The 17,177-nt window shown below is 69.9% G+C and carries 15 protein-coding genes; 4 read left to right on the plus strand and 11 right to left on the minus strand.

From position 1 onward, the window contains the following. Positions 1 to 22: 22 nt before the first annotated feature. Both AAFF41_RS14775 and AAFF41_RS14780 read left to right on the plus strand, forming a co-directional pair. Positions 23 to 1,693 (plus strand): alkaline phosphatase D family protein, encoded by a 1,671-nt coding sequence (locus AAFF41_RS14775; protein ID WP_319748348.1) that lies wholly within the window; start codon positions 23 to 25, stop codon positions 1,691 to 1,693. Between the two features lie 97 nt (positions 1,694 to 1,790). Next, positions 1,791 to 2,144: a hypothetical protein gene (locus AAFF41_RS14780; protein WP_060902091.1), complete on the plus strand. Its 354-nt coding sequence runs from the start codon at positions 1,791 to 1,793 to the stop codon at positions 2,142 to 2,144. A 125-nt stretch (positions 2,145 to 2,269) separates the two neighbouring features. On the opposite strand, the gene AAFF41_RS14785 is transcribed toward AAFF41_RS14780, so the two are convergent. After that, on the minus strand, positions 2,270 to 2,839 hold the full coding sequence (locus tag AAFF41_RS14785) for a dienelactone hydrolase family protein (protein WP_054231585.1): 570 nt from the start codon (positions 2,837 to 2,839) through the stop codon (positions 2,270 to 2,272). Positions 2,840 to 2,937: 98 nt separating this feature from the next. Between AAFF41_RS14785 and AAFF41_RS14790 the strand changes: the two genes are divergently transcribed. Further along, a complete protein-coding gene (locus AAFF41_RS14790) occupies positions 2,938 to 4,089 on the plus strand; it encodes a mechanosensitive ion channel family protein (protein WP_319748349.1) in 1,152 nt (383 codons plus the stop codon). 185 nt (positions 4,090 to 4,274) lie between these two features. Here the strand turns inward: AAFF41_RS14790 and AAFF41_RS14795 are convergent, their stop codons facing one another. From AAFF41_RS14795 to AAFF41_RS14815, 5 genes are all read right to left on the minus strand, one after another. Further along, a complete protein-coding gene (locus tag AAFF41_RS14795; RefSeq protein ID WP_343324059.1) occupies positions 4,275 to 5,861 on the minus strand; it encodes a Na+/H+ antiporter in 1,587 nt (528 codons plus the stop codon). 108 nt (positions 5,862 to 5,969) lie between these two features. Next, on the minus strand, positions 5,970 to 6,479 hold the full coding sequence (locus AAFF41_RS14800; protein ID WP_343324060.1) for a GNAT family N-acetyltransferase: 510 nt from the start codon (positions 6,477 to 6,479) through the stop codon (positions 5,970 to 5,972). Beyond that, complete coding sequence (locus AAFF41_RS14805; RefSeq protein WP_319748352.1) at positions 6,476 to 7,420, minus strand: RluA family pseudouridine synthase; 945 nt, start codon at positions 7,418 to 7,420, stop codon at positions 6,476 to 6,478. Before AAFF41_RS14805 ends, AAFF41_RS14800 begins: the two co-directional genes overlap by 4 nt. A gap of 147 nt (positions 7,421 to 7,567) precedes the next feature. Next, on the minus strand, positions 7,568 to 8,164 hold the full coding sequence (lspA, locus tag AAFF41_RS14810) for a signal peptidase II (protein ID WP_319748353.1): 597 nt from the start codon (positions 8,162 to 8,164) through the stop codon (positions 7,568 to 7,570). Positions 8,165 to 8,256: 92 nt separating this feature from the next. Continuing rightward, complete coding sequence (locus AAFF41_RS14815) at positions 8,257 to 9,186, minus strand: TraR/DksA family transcriptional regulator (protein ID WP_343324061.1); 930 nt, start codon at positions 9,184 to 9,186, stop codon at positions 8,257 to 8,259. Between the two features lie 630 nt (positions 9,187 to 9,816). Between AAFF41_RS14815 and ileS the strand changes: the two genes are divergently transcribed. Continuing rightward, entirely contained in the window at positions 9,817 to 12,960 is a 3,144-nt protein-coding gene (gene ileS, locus AAFF41_RS14820; protein WP_319748355.1) for an isoleucine--tRNA ligase, read from the plus strand. A 379-nt stretch (positions 12,961 to 13,339) separates the two neighbouring features. Here the strand turns inward: ileS and AAFF41_RS14825 are convergent, their stop codons facing one another. From AAFF41_RS14825 to pgeF, 5 genes are all read right to left on the minus strand, one after another. Further along, on the minus strand, positions 13,340 to 14,590 hold the full coding sequence (locus AAFF41_RS14825; RefSeq protein WP_143601379.1) for a DivIVA domain-containing protein: 1,251 nt from the start codon (positions 14,588 to 14,590) through the stop codon (positions 13,340 to 13,342). Between the two features lie 46 nt (positions 14,591 to 14,636). Beyond that, complete coding sequence (locus AAFF41_RS14830) at positions 14,637 to 14,921, minus strand: YggT family protein (protein WP_075026383.1); 285 nt, start codon at positions 14,919 to 14,921, stop codon at positions 14,637 to 14,639. 51 nt (positions 14,922 to 14,972) lie between these two features. After that, positions 14,973 to 15,614, minus strand: coding sequence for a cell division protein SepF (locus AAFF41_RS14835; RefSeq protein WP_319748356.1), 642 nt, complete (start codon positions 15,612 to 15,614; stop codon positions 14,973 to 14,975). A 129-nt stretch (positions 15,615 to 15,743) separates the two neighbouring features. Continuing rightward, positions 15,744 to 16,463, minus strand: coding sequence for a YggS family pyridoxal phosphate-dependent enzyme (locus AAFF41_RS14840; RefSeq protein ID WP_319748357.1), 720 nt, complete (start codon positions 16,461 to 16,463; stop codon positions 15,744 to 15,746). A 6-nt stretch (positions 16,464 to 16,469) separates the two neighbouring features. Continuing rightward, positions 16,470 to 17,177: a peptidoglycan editing factor PgeF gene (pgeF, locus tag AAFF41_RS14845; RefSeq protein WP_319748358.1), complete on the minus strand. Its 708-nt coding sequence runs from the start codon at positions 17,175 to 17,177 to the stop codon at positions 16,470 to 16,472.

Consider the following 17,177-nt stretch of genomic DNA (forward strand, 5'->3'; position numbering starts at 1 on the left):
CCGATCAGTAACCTGTTCGGTCGTGACCAGTCGATACAGATCATCCGAGGCGTCCCAGGGCCTCAACTCTCCCTCGCCGCGCCGCCGTACGGTCGTCAAGGCCGCGGCGGCGACCGCTGTCCTGGCCGGCCCGCTCGCCGCCGCCCTGCCGGCCCGCGCCGCCACGGACGCCCCCGCCTTCCTGCACGGCGTCGCCTCCGGCGACCCGCTCCCGGACGGCATCCTGCTGTGGACCCGGGTGACGCCCACCTCCGCGGCGATACCCGGCTCCGGCGTCGGCCCCGACACCGAAGTCAGCTGGACCGTCGCCAAGGACAAGGCGTTCACCACGGTCGTCTCCAAGGGCTCCCTCACCGCGACGGCCGCCTCCGACCACACCGTGAAGGCGGACATCCGCGGCCTGGAACCGGCCACGGACTACTGGTTCCGCTTCTCCGCGGGCGGCACCGACTCGCCCGTCGCCCGCACCCGCACCGCCCCGGCCGCCAACGCCGCCGTGGCGGGCCTGCGCTTCGGCGTCGTCACCTGCGCCAACTGGGAGGCGGGCTACTTCTCGTCGTACCGCCATCTCGCGGCCCGGGGCGACCTGGACGCCTGGCTGCATCTCGGGGACTACATCTACGAGTACAAGTCCGGCGAGTACGCGGCGCGCGGCACGGTCGTGCGGCCGCACTCCCCCGCGAACGAGATCATCACCCTCGCCGACTACCGCACCCGACACGGCAGGTACAAGACCGACCCGGACCTCCAGGCCCTGCACCACAAGGCGCCGGTCGTGGCGATCTGGGACGACCACGAGTTCGCCGACAACGCCTGGTCCGGCGGCGCCGTCAACCACACCGAGGGCGCCGAGGGCACCTGGACGGCACGTCAGGCCGCCGCGAAGCAGGCCTACTTCGAGTGGATGCCGGTACGCCCGGCGATCGAGGGCACCACCTACCGCCGGCTGCGCTTCGGCAAGCTCGCCGACCTCTCCCTGCTCGACCTGCGGTCCTTCCGGTCCCAGCAGGCGTCCACGGCCAGCGGAACGGTCGACGACCCGAACCGTACGATCACGGGCCGGGCCCAACTCGACTGGCTGAAGGCCGGACTGAAGGCGTCAGACACCACCTGGCGGCTGGTCGGCAACTCGGTGATGATCGCGCCGTTCGTCATCGGCTCGCTCACCGCCGACCTGCTCAAGCCGCTCGCCAAGCTGCTGGACCTGCCGCAGGACGGCATCGGTGTCAACACCGACCAGTGGGACGGCTACACCGACGACCGCCGTGAACTCCTCGCCCATCTGCGCTCGAACGCGATCGGCAACACGGTGTTCCTCACCGGCGACATCCACATGTCCTGGGCCAACGACGTACCGGTGGACGCCGGGACGTACCCGCTGTCCGCTTCGGCCGCCACCGAGTTCGTGATCACCTCGGTGACCTCCGACAACCTCGACGACATCGTGAAGGTCCCCGAGGGCACGGTCTCCGCGCTCGCCGCGCCGCTCATCCAGATCGCCAACCGGCACGTCCACTGGGTCGACACCGACCGCCACGGGTACGGCGTCCTGGACATCACCGCCGACCGCGCGCAGATGGACTACTACGTCCTGTCCGACCGCACGAACGCCAACGCGACCTCGTCCTGGGCTCGTTCGTACCGCACGCGCACCGGCACCCAGAAGGTCGAGCGCACCTACGACCCGGTGTAGAAAACGATTCCGGGCGTGGAGAAGATCTTGATAGCGTCGGGCACATTGTCGGACCGTCCTATTGACGGCCCGTCAGTATCCTCACGATTGGAGTCACATGGCCACCCCCCAAAGTGTCCTGACGAAGACCGCAGTGCTCGGCGCCGCCCTGGCCCTCGCCGGACTCACCGCCACATCCGCCGAGGCGCAGGAGGCCACGGCGGCAGCGGCCCCGGCGTTCGTCAACCTGACCACGGCGGAAAGCTCTCCCATATACGCCCAGCCCACCTCCTCGTCGACGAGGTACCGCACGGAGCCGCGGGGCACGACCCTGCGGATCCAGTGCTCGACCACCAAGACCCCCTCGGGGGAACGGTGGTTCAGGATCTACGACTCCCAGCCGACGTCCTGGGTGTGGTCCGGTCACTTCCCGTCGCAGGTGCACCCGCCCAAGGAGTGCTTCCCGGGCTAGGTTCTCCGACGTTCCCCAACGCCGGTGGTCGCAGTTGACCGAAGGTGAACAGGCAGGCCCGGGTCCATCCAACAGATGACCCGGGCCCGTCTGTTGGAAGCCTGTCGACCCGGTGCCGCGGACCGCTACAGCGAGTCGAGGAAGCCGAGCGCCACCCGCCAGGTGGCCTCGGCGGCCTCCTCGTCGTAGTCGGGCAGGTCGGGGTCGGTGTACAGGTGCCCGGCGCCCGCGTACCGGTAGATCTCCACGTCCGCACCCGCCCGCTGCATCTGCAGGTACCAGGCGCTCAGCCAGTCGTCCGTCTCGAACGGGTCCGGCTCCGCGACGTGCAGCTGGACCGGCAGCTCGTCCACCGACGCGCTCTCGGCGATGTCCGACGTGCCGTGCAGGAGCAGCAGCCCAAGGGCCTTCTCGTCGCCGAGCGCCAGGGTCTGCGCGATGGAGGCGCCGAGCGAGAACCCCGCGTACACCAGGCCGCGCTCGGAGTAGGGAGCGGCGGCCAGGACGGCGCGTCTGAGCAGCTCCTCCTTGCCGATCCCGTCGTTGAAGGCCATGCCCTCCTCCACGGTCTCGAAGGTGCGGCCCTCGAAGAGGTCCGGCGTCCACACCTCGTGCCCCGCGGCACGCAGCCGGTCGGCCGCCGCGCGCACCGCGGGCCGGAGCCCGTAGGTCGAGTGAAAGAGCATGATGTTCATGTGCCCCATGGTGCCAGCCAGGACTGACAGCCCCGGATCGAGGCCCGGTACCAGGGCGACATGTTCAGGGCCGCCCCAAGCCGGTTACGGTCTCAGGCATGGAGAACGTACTGCGTCCCCTGATCGTCGTCGGTGGCTCGGTCGTGCTCACGCTGCTCATCGGATGGGCCGTGGACCGCGTACTGCGCAAGGCCGACGCACGACACCAAGAGACCTCCCTGTGGGGCCTGCTGCGCCGCGCACGGGTCCCCTTCCAGCTCGTGCTGTTCGCCGCCCTGCTACGCGGCTCGTACGACCAGGCGAAGTTGCTCGTGGAACACCGGGTCGGCGTCGGCCGCACCCTGACCCTGATCCTCATCGGGTCCGCCGCGTGGCTCGTGATCCGCATCGCGACGGCGATCGTCGAGACCTCCTACACCCGCTACGCGAACGCCCACCGCGACCCGGCGCGGGTCCGCCGGGTGCGCACGCAAGTGACGCTGATCCAACGGGTGGTGTCCGCGATCGTCGCCGTGATGGCCGTCGCCTCGATGCTGCTCACCTTCCCCGCGATGCGCGCGGCCGGTGCCTCGCTGCTGGCCTCGGCCGGCATCCTCGGCATCGTCGCCGGTGTCGCCGCCCAGTCGACGCTGGCGAATCTCTTCGCCGGGCTGCAGATCGCCTTCGGCGACATGGTGCGCCTCGGCGACACGGTCGTGGTGGACGGAGAGTGGGGCACCGTCGAGGAGATCACACTGACGTTCCTGACAGTACGCACGTGGGACGAGCGCCGGATCACGATGCCGGTCTCGTACTTCACTTCCAAGCCCTTCGAGAACTGGTCCCGCGGCACTCCCCAGATGACCGGCATCGTCTTCTTCCACGTCGATCACTCGGCACCCGTCGAGGCGATGCGCGAGCAGCTCCGCGACATCCTGCGCGAGTGCCCGGCCTGGGACGGCCGCGACTACGGCCTCGCCGTCACCGACTCCACCCCCAACACCATGCAGTTGCGCGCCCTGGTGACCGCGAAGGACGCGGACGACATCTGGACGGTGCGGGTCACGGTGCGCGAGCGCATGATCCGCTGGCTCACCGACGTACACCCCTACGCCCTCCCCCGCGTCAACACGGCCGAGGCGATCCTGCCCGCGGGCTGGCCCAACGGCCGCCCCCACCGCCCGGACCACGACGACACCGACGGCGCGATAACCGCCCCCACGACCCCCCTCACCCCCGACCCCCCACGCACAGGCCCAGGCCGAGGCTGACCCCCCGGGGCCCCACCCCCCGCACCGCCCACACCCTCGGGCGGCGGGCGGCGGGCGAGGGTGTGGGCGGCGCAGAGTACCCGTATGCCTCTCCCCCCGCAGCCGCCGACGGCGAATCGCCCCCACAAGCGACCGTCCCTTGTCAGCGGGGTGGAAGCGGGCGGTGCGCGGGCGGGAGAACCCCCTCAACGCAAACTACGTACGTCCAGGTGCCGCAGCACCCGGTCCACGATCTCCGGATCCGCCCCCGGCTCACTCCGCGCCGACAACACCTCATGCCGCGCAGCGCTCAACATCTCCCCCTGAATCCGCCGCAACCGCTTCACCCGTCGAGCCCGCTGCTCATGCGCCTCCCTCCGCTCCTCGTCCCCCAGATCCGGACTGATCCGCGTCCCGATGTCGAAGGCCCGCCGAATCAGCTGCTCGGACAACTCCTCCGGCAGCTCCTCCACCTCCTCGATCTCCTTGAGCCTCCGCTTCGCCGCCTTCGCCGCCCGAACCGCCAGCTCCTTCTCGAACGCCTTCTCGACATCCTCGTCGGCCCGCACCCCGAGCCTGCGCACCAGCCACGGCAACGTGAGCCCCTGGAGCACCAGCGTCGCCATGATCACCCCGAACGCGATGAAGATGATCTCGTCGCGGTCGGGAAACGGCGACCCGTCGTCCATCTTCAGCGGAATGGCCAGCGCGAGGGCCACGGACGCGACCCCCCGCATGCCCGACCACCACATGATCACGGTCTCCCGCCACGAGGTCGGAATCTCCTCGTCGTAGTCCCGTTTCGCATGCAGCCGTTTCGTCAGCCACGTCGCCGGCATCAGATACGCCAGCCGTACGAACACCACGACGGCGACGATCGCGGCGGCCCAGCCCAGCATCTCGCCCCACCGCCCCGACGCCGTCCTGATCGCGTTGTGCAGCTCGAGCCCGATCAGTCCGAACGCGACCCCGGTGACCAGCGTGTCCACCACGTCCCAGAACGTGTACCCGGCGAGCCGCGTCATGACGTCGTCGGCATCGGTGGCGTACTCCGCGAGGAACAGCGCGGTGGTGAGCACGGCGAGCACCCCCGACCCGTGCAGCTCCTCCGCGAGGACGTACGACGCGAAGGGCACCAGCAGCGTCATCCCGATCTGCAGCGTGGCGTCACCGAGCAGCGACATCAGCTTGTTCGCCGCCCATCCCAGCACCAGCCCGATGGCGACCGCGACCACGGCGGACAGTACGAGATCGAGCCCGGCCCGCCACGGCGAGAAGGTGCCGCTCACGGCGGCGGCGATCGCGACGTGGTAGAGCACGATGGCCGTCACGTCGTTGAAGAGCCCCTCACCCTCCAGGATCGACACCAGTCGGCGGGGCAGCCCGAGTTGCCCCGCGACAGCCGTCGCGGCGACCGGGTCGGGCGGCGCCACCAGCGCGCCCAGGGCGACGGCCGCGGCGATCGGCAGCCCCGGCACGATGGCGCTGGCGACGAAGGCCACGGCCGCCGTGGTGACGAACACCAGCGCCACGGCGAGCAGGAAGATCGGCCGCTTGTTGGCGGTGAACTGTCTCCACGAGGTGCGTCGCACCGAGGCGTACAGCAGTGGGGGCAGCAGCAGGGGCAGGATCAGGTCCGGCGGGACGTCCACGTTGGGCACGAAGTCCAGCACGGCCAGCACGATCCCTAGGAGCGTCATCAGGACGGGCGCCGGCAGCCCGAACCGGTCCCCCACCGGGACGCTCACCACGGCCCCGAGCATCAGCACGAACAACAGGGCCAACTGATCCACGGTCAGCGCTCCGGCAAGGTCTAGGCGATCAAGGAAGAGCCAGACCTCAAGCGTGCCACGCGCCTACGACAATGCCCGCCCGGCAGCCCGCGTGCGACGAACCCCGTCTCACAGAGCCTTGCGCATCGCCCGGTGGTCGATCCCGGCGTCGAGGAACTCCTCGCCGTACGCCACGTACCCGAGCCGCTCGTAGAACCCCATCGCCTGTGTCTGCGCGTGCAGGTCCACCGCGGCGAGACCACGCGCGCGTGCCGCGTCCTCGATGGCCCGTACGAGGGCCACGCCGACGCCGAGCCCGCGCGCCGCCTTCGTCACGGCGAGCCGGCCGAGCGAGCCGACCGTCAGGTCTCCGTCGGTCTTCGCGGCGGCCTCCGGGCCGTACAGGAGCCGCCCGGTGCCCAGCGGCACCCCGTCCTCGCGGATCGCCAGCACATGCAGGGCACCGGCGTCGTACGCGTCGTACTCGATGTCCTCGGGGACGCCCTGTTCGCCGACGAAGACCTCCTTGCGCACCGCGAAGCACGCCTCACGGTCCGCGGCGTCCTCGGCCACCCGCACCACGTACGAGTCGCCCCGCGCCACGTGGGACCCGTCCCGCGCCCCGTCCGAGCCGCTCACGCGTAGCTCTCCTCACGCACCTTGTCGAGCGCCTTCTGCAGGTCCTCGGGGTAGTCGCTCTCGAACTCCGCCCACTGCCCGTCCCCGGGGTGCTCGAAGCCGAGCCGCACCGCGTGCAGCCACTGCCGGGTCAGGCCGAGGCGCTTGGCGATCGTCGGGTCCGCGCCGTAGGTCAGGTCGCCCACGCAGGGGTGGCGGTGGGCCGCCATGTGGACACGGATCTGGTGGGTGCGGCCGGTCTCCAGCTTGATGTCGAGCAGGCTGGCCGCCCGGAACGCCTCGATCAGGTCGTAGTGCGTGACGGACGGCTTGCCCTCGGCCGTCACCGCCCACTTGTAGTCGTGGTTCGGGTGCCGGCCGATGGGTGCGTCGATGGTGCCGCTCATCGGGTCGGGGTGCCCCTGGACCAGCGCGTTGTACCGCTTGTCGACCGTGCGTTCCTTGAACTGCCGCTTCAGCGAGGTGTACGCGCGCTCCGACTTGGCCACGACCATCAGACCGGAGGTACCGACGTCCAGCCGGTGCACGATGCCCTGCCGCTCGGCGGCGCCCGAGGTCGAGATCCGGTACCCGGCCGCCGCGAGGCCGCCGATCACCGTCGGACCGCTCCAGCCGGGGCTTGGGTGCGCGGCCACACCGACCGGCTTGATGATCACGACGATGTCGTCGTCGTCGTGCACGATCTCCATGCCCTCGACGGGCTCGGCGACGATCTGCACGGGGGCGGGAGCCTGCGGCATCTCCACTTCGAGCCAGGCGCCGCCGTGCACCCGCTCGGACTTCCCGACCACCGAGCCGTCGACCGTGACCTTCCCCGCCGCGGCGAGCTCGGCGGCCTTCGTGCGGGAGAAGCCGAACATGCGGGAGATGGCGGCGTCGACGCGCTCGCCCTCCAGGCCGTCGGGCACGGGCAGGTTGCGGATCTCGGGAACGGTGCTCACCCGTCGAGTATGCCGGACGGGTCGGACACCGCCGGACCATCACCCGAACAGCGGTGCCCGTGAGCCTGCCTCCAGACGTCCTTTCACACGTCCGTCCAGAGATCCCGTACGCCCCTCCGTGCGGGCCGACCAGCCCTGATGGACCGATCAGTCCTTGTGGACCGTGCCGTCCGGGTCGAGCCCGCGGAAGGACAGCAGCACGATCAGGATGCCGCCGCAGACGATCGCCGAGTCGGCCAGGTTGAAGACCGCGAAGTGCTTGGGCGCGATGAAGTCCACGACCGCGCCCTCGAAGATCCCGGGCGAGCGGAAGATCCGGTCGGTCAGGTTGCCGAGCGCACCGCCCAGCAGCAGGCCGAGCGCGATCGCCCAGGGCAGGCTGTAGAGCTTGCGCGCGAGCCGCGCGATCACCACGATCACGGCCGCGGCGATCACCGTGAAGATGATCGTGAACGCCTCGCCGAAGCCGAAGGCCGCTCCCGCGTTGCGGATCGCCTCGAACCTCAGCCAGTCACCGATGATCTGGATCGGCGCGTGGTGCTCCAGCTTCGCGACCACGATCAGCTTGCTGACCAGGTCGAGGGCGTACGCCAGGGCGGCGACCGTGAACAGGACGGCGATCCTGCGCCTGCCCCTGGGCTCCTCGGCCGGGGCCGCGGTCCCTTCCACGCCGGACTGCTCCGGCTCGGCGCCCCCCGCTCCTGGGGTATCCGGCGTACCGATGATGCGCTCCGCCTCTGCCACGTGAGTGAGTCCCTCGACCTAGGTGCCTGACTGAGGACGAGGGTACGGCACACCCCCCTGCGCCCACGTGCGCAGGAGCCCTCCCGCGCGAATCAGTAGCGGCGTTCCTGCTTCTGCTTGCACTCGACGCACAGGGTGGCTCGCGGGAAGGCCTGCATCCGCGCCTTGCCGATGGGATCGCCGCAGGTCTCGCAGAGCCCGTAGGTGCCCGCGTCGAGCCGGTCCAGCGCTCGCTCGGTCTGCTCCAGCATCTCGCGCGCGTTGGCCGCCAGGGCCATCTCGTGCTCGCGTGTGATGTTCTTCGTGCCGGTGTCCGCCTGATCGTCGCCCGCGCCGTCGCCGGAGTCGCGCATCAGGCCCGCGATCGACTCTTCGGACGACGAGATCTCGGTGCTCAGCCGCAGCGCCTCGGACTGGAGTTCGGCGCGCGCCTCCGCGACCTCCTCCGGGGTCCAGGGGTCCTCACCGGGGCGTACCGCGAGCTCGCCGGGCTCCACCGCGGCGATCCGCGCCTTGGGGACAGCGGTGGGGTTCTGCGCCGCCGTGGCCGTGCCAGGAGTCTTCTTCGCAACCACCGTCGTGGCTCCCGTCGTCTTCGCGGCCTTGGCCGCGCCTTCGGCCGCGGAAGCGACCGACTTCTTCGCCGTACTGGTGCTTTTCCTTGCCGTGCCGCTGTTCTTCCTTGCCACGCTCTTCCCGTCGGCCTTCTTGGCCACCGCCTTCCGTGCGACCGATTCCTCGGTCACCGCTTCCTTGGCCACGGATTTCTTGGCGACCGCTTTCTTGGCGGCCGCCTTCTTGGTGGCTCCCTTCGTAGCGGCCGCTTTACCGGCGGCCGCCTTCTTGCCGACAGCGGCTTTCGTGGCCGTCTTGCCGGCCGGTTTCGTGGCGGTGTTCACCGGATTGGCCGCGTGCGCCGCGGGTGCCACCGACGTGCTCTTCTTCCCACCCACGTCCTTGACCGCCGGACCCGTGGATCTGCCGGACGCCGACTGCTGTACGGCGGTCTTCTTCGCCACCATGGCCGCGGCTCCTTCACATATTGTGATTTTGCGCGCAAATCGTGCTGGGACGATAAATCGACTTCTGGTCCGCGGCAACCGGGCGCACCAACGTTTCGTCCGCCCCGCGGGTCCCTCGCGAGGAACCTGCATGCGTTGTGCCCAGCTCCCCGCCGGGTAATCCGCCAGGTCCGGCGTCCCAGGATCCGGACGCCCGTGCCTCGCCGTTCGGGTCACCGCGCAGGCCGCGGCACCACTCCGGGCGCCCCCGGCGGCGTACCCCGGAAAACCGGTCGGCCGCTGTCCGCGCGGCGCCGTACACTGGGCGCAGCGAGAAGCGTGGATGGGGACGAGTAGCGGCGTACGCGGCCAGGAGCGACCCGGGGACGGTGGAAGCCCGGGGGCGAGCGCGACGCGAAGATCACCCCGGAGCCGCCGGAAGAAAGCCGCAGCGAGCGAGCAGCGGCCGGTAGAACCGGCATCGCGACCCCAATGAGGGGGCTCACTGGTGCACAGCACGCACTGGGGAGCCAAGGAGGGTGGTACCGCGGGAGCGCGCCGCGCACGGCGTCCGCAGCATCCAGGAGATGGCTGCTCAGGCTCTCGTCCCTCCGGACGGAAGGCAGAAAGTCCGCCGGAGGAAGCTCGCTGATGACAACGCCGACGTACCGCCAGGTGCCCGCCCAGGTCGACCTGCCCGCCCTCGAGCACGCCGTGCTCGACTTCTGGCGCGAGCAGAAGATCTTCGCCAAGAGCCTTGAGCAGTCCGAGGGCCACCCTGAGTGGGTGTTCTACGAGGGGCCGCCCACCGCGAACGGCATGCCGGGCGCCCACCACATCGAGGCGCGCGTCTTCAAGGACGTCTTCCCGCGCTTTCGCACCATGCGCGGCTATCACGTGGCCCGCAAGGCCGGCTGGGACTGCCACGGCCTCCCGGTCGAGCTCGCGGTGGAGAAGGAGCTCGGCTTCACCGGCAAGCAGGACATCGAGGCGTACGGCATCGCCGAGTTCAACGCCAGGTGCCGCGAGTCCGTGACCCGTCACACCGACGCGTTCACCGAGCTCACGAACCGCATGGGCTACTGGGTCGACCTGGACGACGCGTACCGCACGATGGACCCCGAGTACGTGGAGTCCGTGTGGTGGTCGCTCAAGGAGATCTTCAACAAGGGCCTGCTGGTCCAGGACTACCGCGTGGCCCCGTGGTGCCCGCGCGACGAGACGGGTCTGTCGGACCACGAGCTGGCGCAGGGCTACGAGACGGTCGTCGACCCGTCCGTGTACGTCCGTTTCCCGCTCACCTCCGGTCCGCTGGCCGGCCAGGCCTCGCTCCTGGTGTGGACGACGACCCCGTGGACGCTGGTCTCCAACACCGCGGTCGCCGCGCACCCCGAGGTCACCTACGTCGTCGCGACGAACGGCGAGGAGAAGTTCGTCGTCGCCGCGCCGCTCGTCGAGAAGGCGCTCGGCGAGGGCTGGGAGACCACCGGTGAGACCTTCACCGGCGCCGAGATGGAGCGCTGGACCTATCAACGTCCGTTCGAGCTGGTCGAGTTCCCGGCCGAGGCCCACTTCGTGGTCAACGCCGAGTACGTGACGACCGAGGACGGCACGGGTCTGGTCCACCAGTCCCCCGCCTTCGGCGAGGACGACCTCAAGGTCTGCCGGGCGTACGGACTGCCGGTGGTGAACCCCGTCCGCCCCAACGGCACCTTCGAGGAGAGCGTTCCGCTCGTCGGCGGTGTCTTCTTCAAGAAGGCGGACGAAAAACTCACCGAGGACCTCCAGCAGCGCGGTCTGCTCTTCAAGCACATTCCTTACGAGCACAGCTACCCGCACTGCTGGCGCTGCCACACCGCGCTCCTCTACTACGCGCAGCCGTCCTGGTACATCCGCACCACCGCCATCAAGGACCGGCTCCTCCAGGAGAACGAGAAGACCAACTGGTTCCCGGAGTCCGTCAAGCACGGCCGCTTCGGCGACTGGCTGAACAACAACGTCGACTGGGCGCTGTCCCGCAGCCGTTACTGGGGCACCCCGCTCCCGCTGTGGCGCTGCGAGGAGGGCCATCTCACCTGTGTCGGCTCCCGCGCCGAACTCTCCGAGCTGACGGGCACCGACCAGTCGAACCTGGACCCGCACCGCCCGTTCATCGACGAGGTCACCTTCGCCTGCCCGCAGGACGGCTGCGGACGGACGGCGACGCGCGTGCCGGAGGTCATCGACGCCTGGTACGACTCGGGTTCGATGCCGTTCGCGCAGTGGGGCTACCCGTACAAGAACAAGGAGCTCTTCGAGAGCCGCTACCCGGCGCAGTTCATCTCCGAGGCCATCGACCAGACCCGCGGCTGGTTCTACACCCTCATGGCGGTCGGCACCCTCGTCTTCGACCAGTCGTCGTACGAGAACGTCGTGTGCCTGGGCCACATCCTCGCCGAGGACGGCCGCAAGATGTCCAAGCACCTGGGCAACATCCTGCAGCCGATCCCGCTGATGGATCAGCACGGCGCGGACGCGGTGCGCTGGTTCATGGCGGCCGGCGGCTCCCCCTGGGCGGCCCGCCGCGTCGGTCACGGCACCATCCAGGAGGTGGTGCGCAAGACGCTCCTGACCTACTGGAACACGGTCGCCTTCCAGGCCCTGTACGCCCGCACCTCCGACTGGGCCCCCTCCGAGGCCGATCCGGCCCCGGCCGACCGTCCGGTCCTCGACCGCTGGCTGCTGTCCGAGCTGCACGCGCTCACCGACCAGGTCACCCAGGCACTGGAGGCGTACGACACCCAGCGCGCCGGAAAGCTCCTGTCCGCGTTCGTCGACGACCTCTCGAACTGGTACGTGCGCCGCTCGCGCCGCCGCTTCTGGCAGGGCGACAAGGCCGCGCTGCGCACCCTGCACGAGGTCGTGGAGACGGTCACGCGGCTGATGGCCCCGCTGACCCCCTTCATCACCGAGCGGGTCTGGCAGGACCTGATCGTCCCCGTGACGCCGGGCGCCCCCGAGTCCGTACACCTGTCCTCGTGGCCGGAGCCGGACCTGTCCGCCATCGACCCGGAGCTGTCCAGGCAGATGGTCCTCGTCCGGCGTCTCGTGGAGCTGGGCCGCGCCACGCGCGCGGAGTCGGGCGTCAAGACGCGCCAGCCGCTGTCCCGCGCGCTGGTCGGGGCGATCGGCTTCGAGTCCCTCGACGGGGAGCTGCACGCGCAGATCACCGAAGAGCTGAACGTCACCTCCCTCGCCTCCCTCTCCGAGGTGGGCGGCTCGCTGGTCGACACCACGGCCAAGGCGAACTTCCGCGCGCTGGGCAAGCGCTTCGGCAAGGGCGTCCAGGCGGTCGCCAAGGTGATCGCCGAGACGGACGCGGCGGCCCTCTCCCTCGCCCTGCGCGAGGGCACCGCCTCGGTGGAGGTCGACGGCGAGACGGTGCCGCTGGCCGCGGACGAGGTCATCATCACGGAGACCCCGCGCGAGGGGTGGTCGGTCGCGTCCGACTCGGGTGCCACGGTCGCTCTGGACCTGGAGATCACCGAGGAGCTGCGGCAGGCGGGCCTCGCCCGTGACGCGATCCGGCTGATCCAGGAGGCCCGTAAGAACAGCGGCCTCGACGTGGCCGACCGGATCGCCCTGCGCTGGACGTCCACCGACCCGGCCGTCATCGCCGCCCTGAACGAGCACGCCGCGCTGATCGCCGACGAGGTCCTCGCCACCGACTTCGCCCAGGGCGAGGCCGACGACACCTACGGCGCCCCGTTCACCGACGAGGGACTGTCCCTCACCTTCCGTCTCCGCAAGGCGTAGCCCCGGGCGGCGGCGGGGCCGTTCCTCGCCCCCGCCGCCCCTACCCGTCCCATCCTCGACCTGGGGGCTCCGCCCCCCAGCCCGATCACCTTGAACGGCCTCGTCCTCGAACGCCGGACAGGCTGAAGGTTCCCAGGGGAGCGGGGAGCTGCGCGAGCAGCCCCCACCCGTCCGCAGCCGAAGAACGAAGGCCGGGGCCCACCAAAGATCTTGGTGGGCCCCGGCCTTCGGCGTTGCGTACCCCGTACAGATGCCCCAAGGAACCGCACGCGCGCCCGAAACGCCCCCGCCCGAAACAGCACGGCAAAAGGGCGGAGCCCCGGAAAAATCCGGGGCTCTGCCCTGAACGCTGCCGACGCCTAAGGCGTACTCAAGGCCGTCAGTTGTCGTCCTCGTCGATGAGGAACCCACGCATCGGCGAGGGGGCCTGCTGCATCGGCGACGGTCCCTGGGGCCGTACCGGAGCCATCGGCTGGGTCATGGCCGGCGACATCTGCTGCTGCCCGCCATAGGAGGGCGCCGCCGGTGCCGGGGCACCGCCCATGCCCTGACCGCCGTACGACGGCGCACTCGCACCGGCCGGAGCCATCGAGGGCGCGGAGGGCGACGGCAGGGAGGCCGTGGCCGGAGTGCGCGGCGGTGCGAGCGAGTCGTCCGCCTGCGTCTCCAGCTGGCGCAGCTGCGACTCCAGGTAGGACTTCAGACGCGTACGGTACTCGCGCTCGAAGCCACGCAGGTCCTCGACCTTGCGCTCCAGCGTGGCGCGGGCGGACTCCAGGGAGCCCATCGCGACACGGTGCTTCTCCTGCGCGTCCCGCTCCAGAGCGTCGGCCTTGGCACGGGCGTCACGCTCGAGACCCTCGGCGCGGCTGCGGGCCTCGCCGACGATCTTGTTGGCCTCGGAGCGGGCCTCGGCGATCGCCTGGTCGGCGGTCTGCTGGGCCAGCGAGAGGACACGCGCGGCGCTGTCGCCACCGGGGCCCTGCTGCGGCATCTGCGGGCCGTGACCGCCCATGGGTCCACCCATGGGGCCGCCCATCGGGCCACCCATCTGCTGCTGCATCTGGGGCTGCATCTGGCCCGGCATCTGCTGCTGCATCTGCTGACCGGGGCCCTGGCCCATCGGACCCTGACCCATGGGGCCCTGGCCCATCGGACCCTGACCCATGGGGCCCTGCCCCATCGGACCCTGACCCATGGGGCCCTGGCCCATCGGACCCTGACCCATGGGGCCCTGGCCCTGCTGGCCGCCCTGGGCACTGGGGCCCGCGGGCAGCTGCGGCGCACCGCTCGGCAGCTGGGGCGGCCCACCCATGGGGCCACCCATCTGCTGCTGCGGCGGGCCCGATATGCCGGCGGGTACGGGCGCGCCCGGACCTCGCATGCCCTGCGGCGGGCCCTGCTGGTCCTGCTGCTCGGGCGGCTTGCGCATGCCCTGCTGCTGGTTCTGCGCAGCCGCGCGCGTGGCCGCCGCCAGTTTGGCGCGCAGGTCCTCGTTCTCGCGGAGCAGTCGCGTCAGTTCGGCTTCGACCTCGTCGAGGAAGGCATCGACCTCGTCCTCGTCATAGCCTTCTCGGAGGCGGACGGTCGTGAACTGCTTGTTCCGCACGTCCTCGGGGGTCAACGGCATCTCTTCACCTCAACGTAGTCGTCGGCATTCGGCAAGACCGTATCGTTCACAGCCGGCTCACGACGGAGATCAGGATGTAGACGATGATCATCAGTACGAAGAAGGACAGGTCGAGCGCCACGCCCCCGAGACGCAGCGGCGGAATGAACCGCCGCAGAAGCTTGAGCGGTGGATCGGTGACAGTGTAGGTGGCCTCAAGAACGACCACCATCGCCTTGCCGGGTTGCCATGAGCGGGCGAACTGGAAGACGTAGTCCATGACCAACCGGAAAATCAACACGACGAGGAAACACGTCAGCGCGACGTAGAGAACCTGCCCGACCACGCTCATGATCCGCGCTTCCCTCTCCCCTGTTTCCGTACCTTGATCCGGTCCTGCGTCTCAGCTCTGGTTGAAGAACCCGCCCTCTGCGATGCGGGCCTTGTCCTCCGCCGTGACATCGACGTTAGCAGGCGACAACAGGAACACCTTCTGCGTCACCCGCTCGATGCTGCCGTGGAGACCAAACACCAAACCGGCCGCAAAGTCGACAAGTCGCTTCGCATCTGTGTCATCCATCTCAGTCAGATTCATGATCACCGGGGTGCCCTCACGGAAGTGTTCCCCGATGGTACGGGCCTCGTTGTAGGTCCGCGGGTGAAGTGTGGTGATCCGGTACGGCTCTCGTTCCGACACGACCTTGGGCATGATCACCGGTGCGTTCTTCTCCAGGCTTGCGCGTTCTTGTGTGATGGATGCCACGGGCGCGATCCGCGCCGGACGGCTGGATTCCGCAGTGAGCGAAGCGGAATGCGGCACCGGATCGCGAGGCGCCGGAGGCTGCACCATTCGTACCGATTCGTCCCGTTGGGACGGATGTGCCTGATGCGACTGGTGGGGCGGCTCGTGCCGCCGCCGGTCACGCTCGGGCTCCGGATCGAGCTCGGGCTCGAACTCGTCATCGGGGTCGAAACCCCTGCCGTCGTACCCATCGTCCTCCACGAGGCCGAGGTAGACCGCCATCTTGCGCATCGCGCCGGCCATGCTCTGAGTCCTCCGCTCTGTGGTGGATCGGCTGACGAATTGCCAAGTGCCCGCGATCCACGAGGTCGTTATGCCCGCCAGTGGCGGTAATGACCATATTTTCTGCTGTGGTCCGACTTCTTGGCGACGTTACCCGAGCCCGGGTCGGACTCCGAGTACCGCCGTACCGACGCGTACATGTGTCGCTCCGGCCGCCACGGCCTGCTCGAGGTCCGCACTCATCCCTGCAGACACCATGTTCGCAGCCGGATGCGTGCGGCGCATAGCAGTCGACAAATCCATCAGCCGCTCGAACGCCGCCTGTTGGCGTCCCGCGTATGCCCCGGTGAGCGGTGCGACGGTCATCAGTCCGTCGAGCCGGAGCCCGGGTGCCCCGGCGACGAGGTCGGCCAACTCTTCGATTCCGCCGACTCCGACGCCTCCCCGCTCACCCCGGCCGCTCTCCTGCGCGTCCAGGGCGACCTGGATGAGGCAGCCCACCTCGCGCTCCGCCCGCACCGCTTCCTTCGACAGCGCCGTGACAAGCCGAGCACGGTCCACGGACTGCACCACATCCGCGTAACCGACCACAGAACGCACCTTGTTGGTCTGCAATTGACCGACAAAATGCCACGAGAGGGGCAGATCCGAGCAAGCCGCGGCCTTGGGTGCCGCGTCCTGGTCCCGGTTCTCGGCGACGTTGCGCACACCGAGTTCCGACAGGATCCGCACATCAGCGGCGGGGTAGGTCTTGGTGACCACGATCAGGGTCACCTCTTCACGCTTGCGCCCGGCGGCCACACAGGCCGCCGTGATGCGCTCTTCCACTTTCGCCAGGTTTGCGGCGAGTTGAGCCTTACGTTCCGTCATGCCCCATCAGTCCAGCCAGACATAGCCCGCGAGCCGCCCGGTCGTGCGGTCCCGTCGGTACGAGAAGTGGTCGTCCGACTCCAGCGTGCACACCGGCGACTGCGCCCGGTCGCACACCCCGATCCGCTCCAGCTGCGCGTGCACTCCGGCGGTCACATCGACCGCGGGAGTGCCCCAGCTGGTCTCGGCGTACGCCGCCGGCTCGATGGCGGCGACTTCGGCGCGCATCTCGTCCGGCACTTCGTAGCACCGGCCGCAGACCGCGGGTCCGGTGCGGGCGACGATCCGCTCGGGCTCGGCGCCGAGTTCCACCATGGCCCGTACGGCGGCGGGGACGACCCCGGCGACCATGCCGGGCCGTCCCGCGTGGGCGGCGGCCGCGATCCCGGCGACCGGGTCGGCCAGCAGGACCGGCGTGCAGTCGGCGGTGAGGACGGCGAGGGCGAGCCCACGCCGCGCGGTCACGACCGCGTCGACGGACGGGATCTCCGCGGAGAGCCACGGTCCGTCGACCACCGCCACGTCCGGCCCGTGCACCTGGTTCATCCAGACGACCAGGGCCGGGTCCAGTCCGAGCGACTTGGCGGCCAGTTCACGATTGGTCCGTACGGCGTCGGGGTCGTCGCCGACCGCTCCGCCGAGGTTGAGCTCCTCGTACGGAACGGCGCTCACCCCGCCCCACCGGTCGGTGAAGGCGAAGTGCGCGCCGCTCAC

The sequence above is a fragment of the Streptomyces mirabilis genome (assembly GCF_039503195.1).
In the GTDB taxonomy this organism is placed as follows: Bacteria; Actinomycetota; Actinomycetes; order Streptomycetales; family Streptomycetaceae; genus Streptomyces; species Streptomyces mirabilis_D.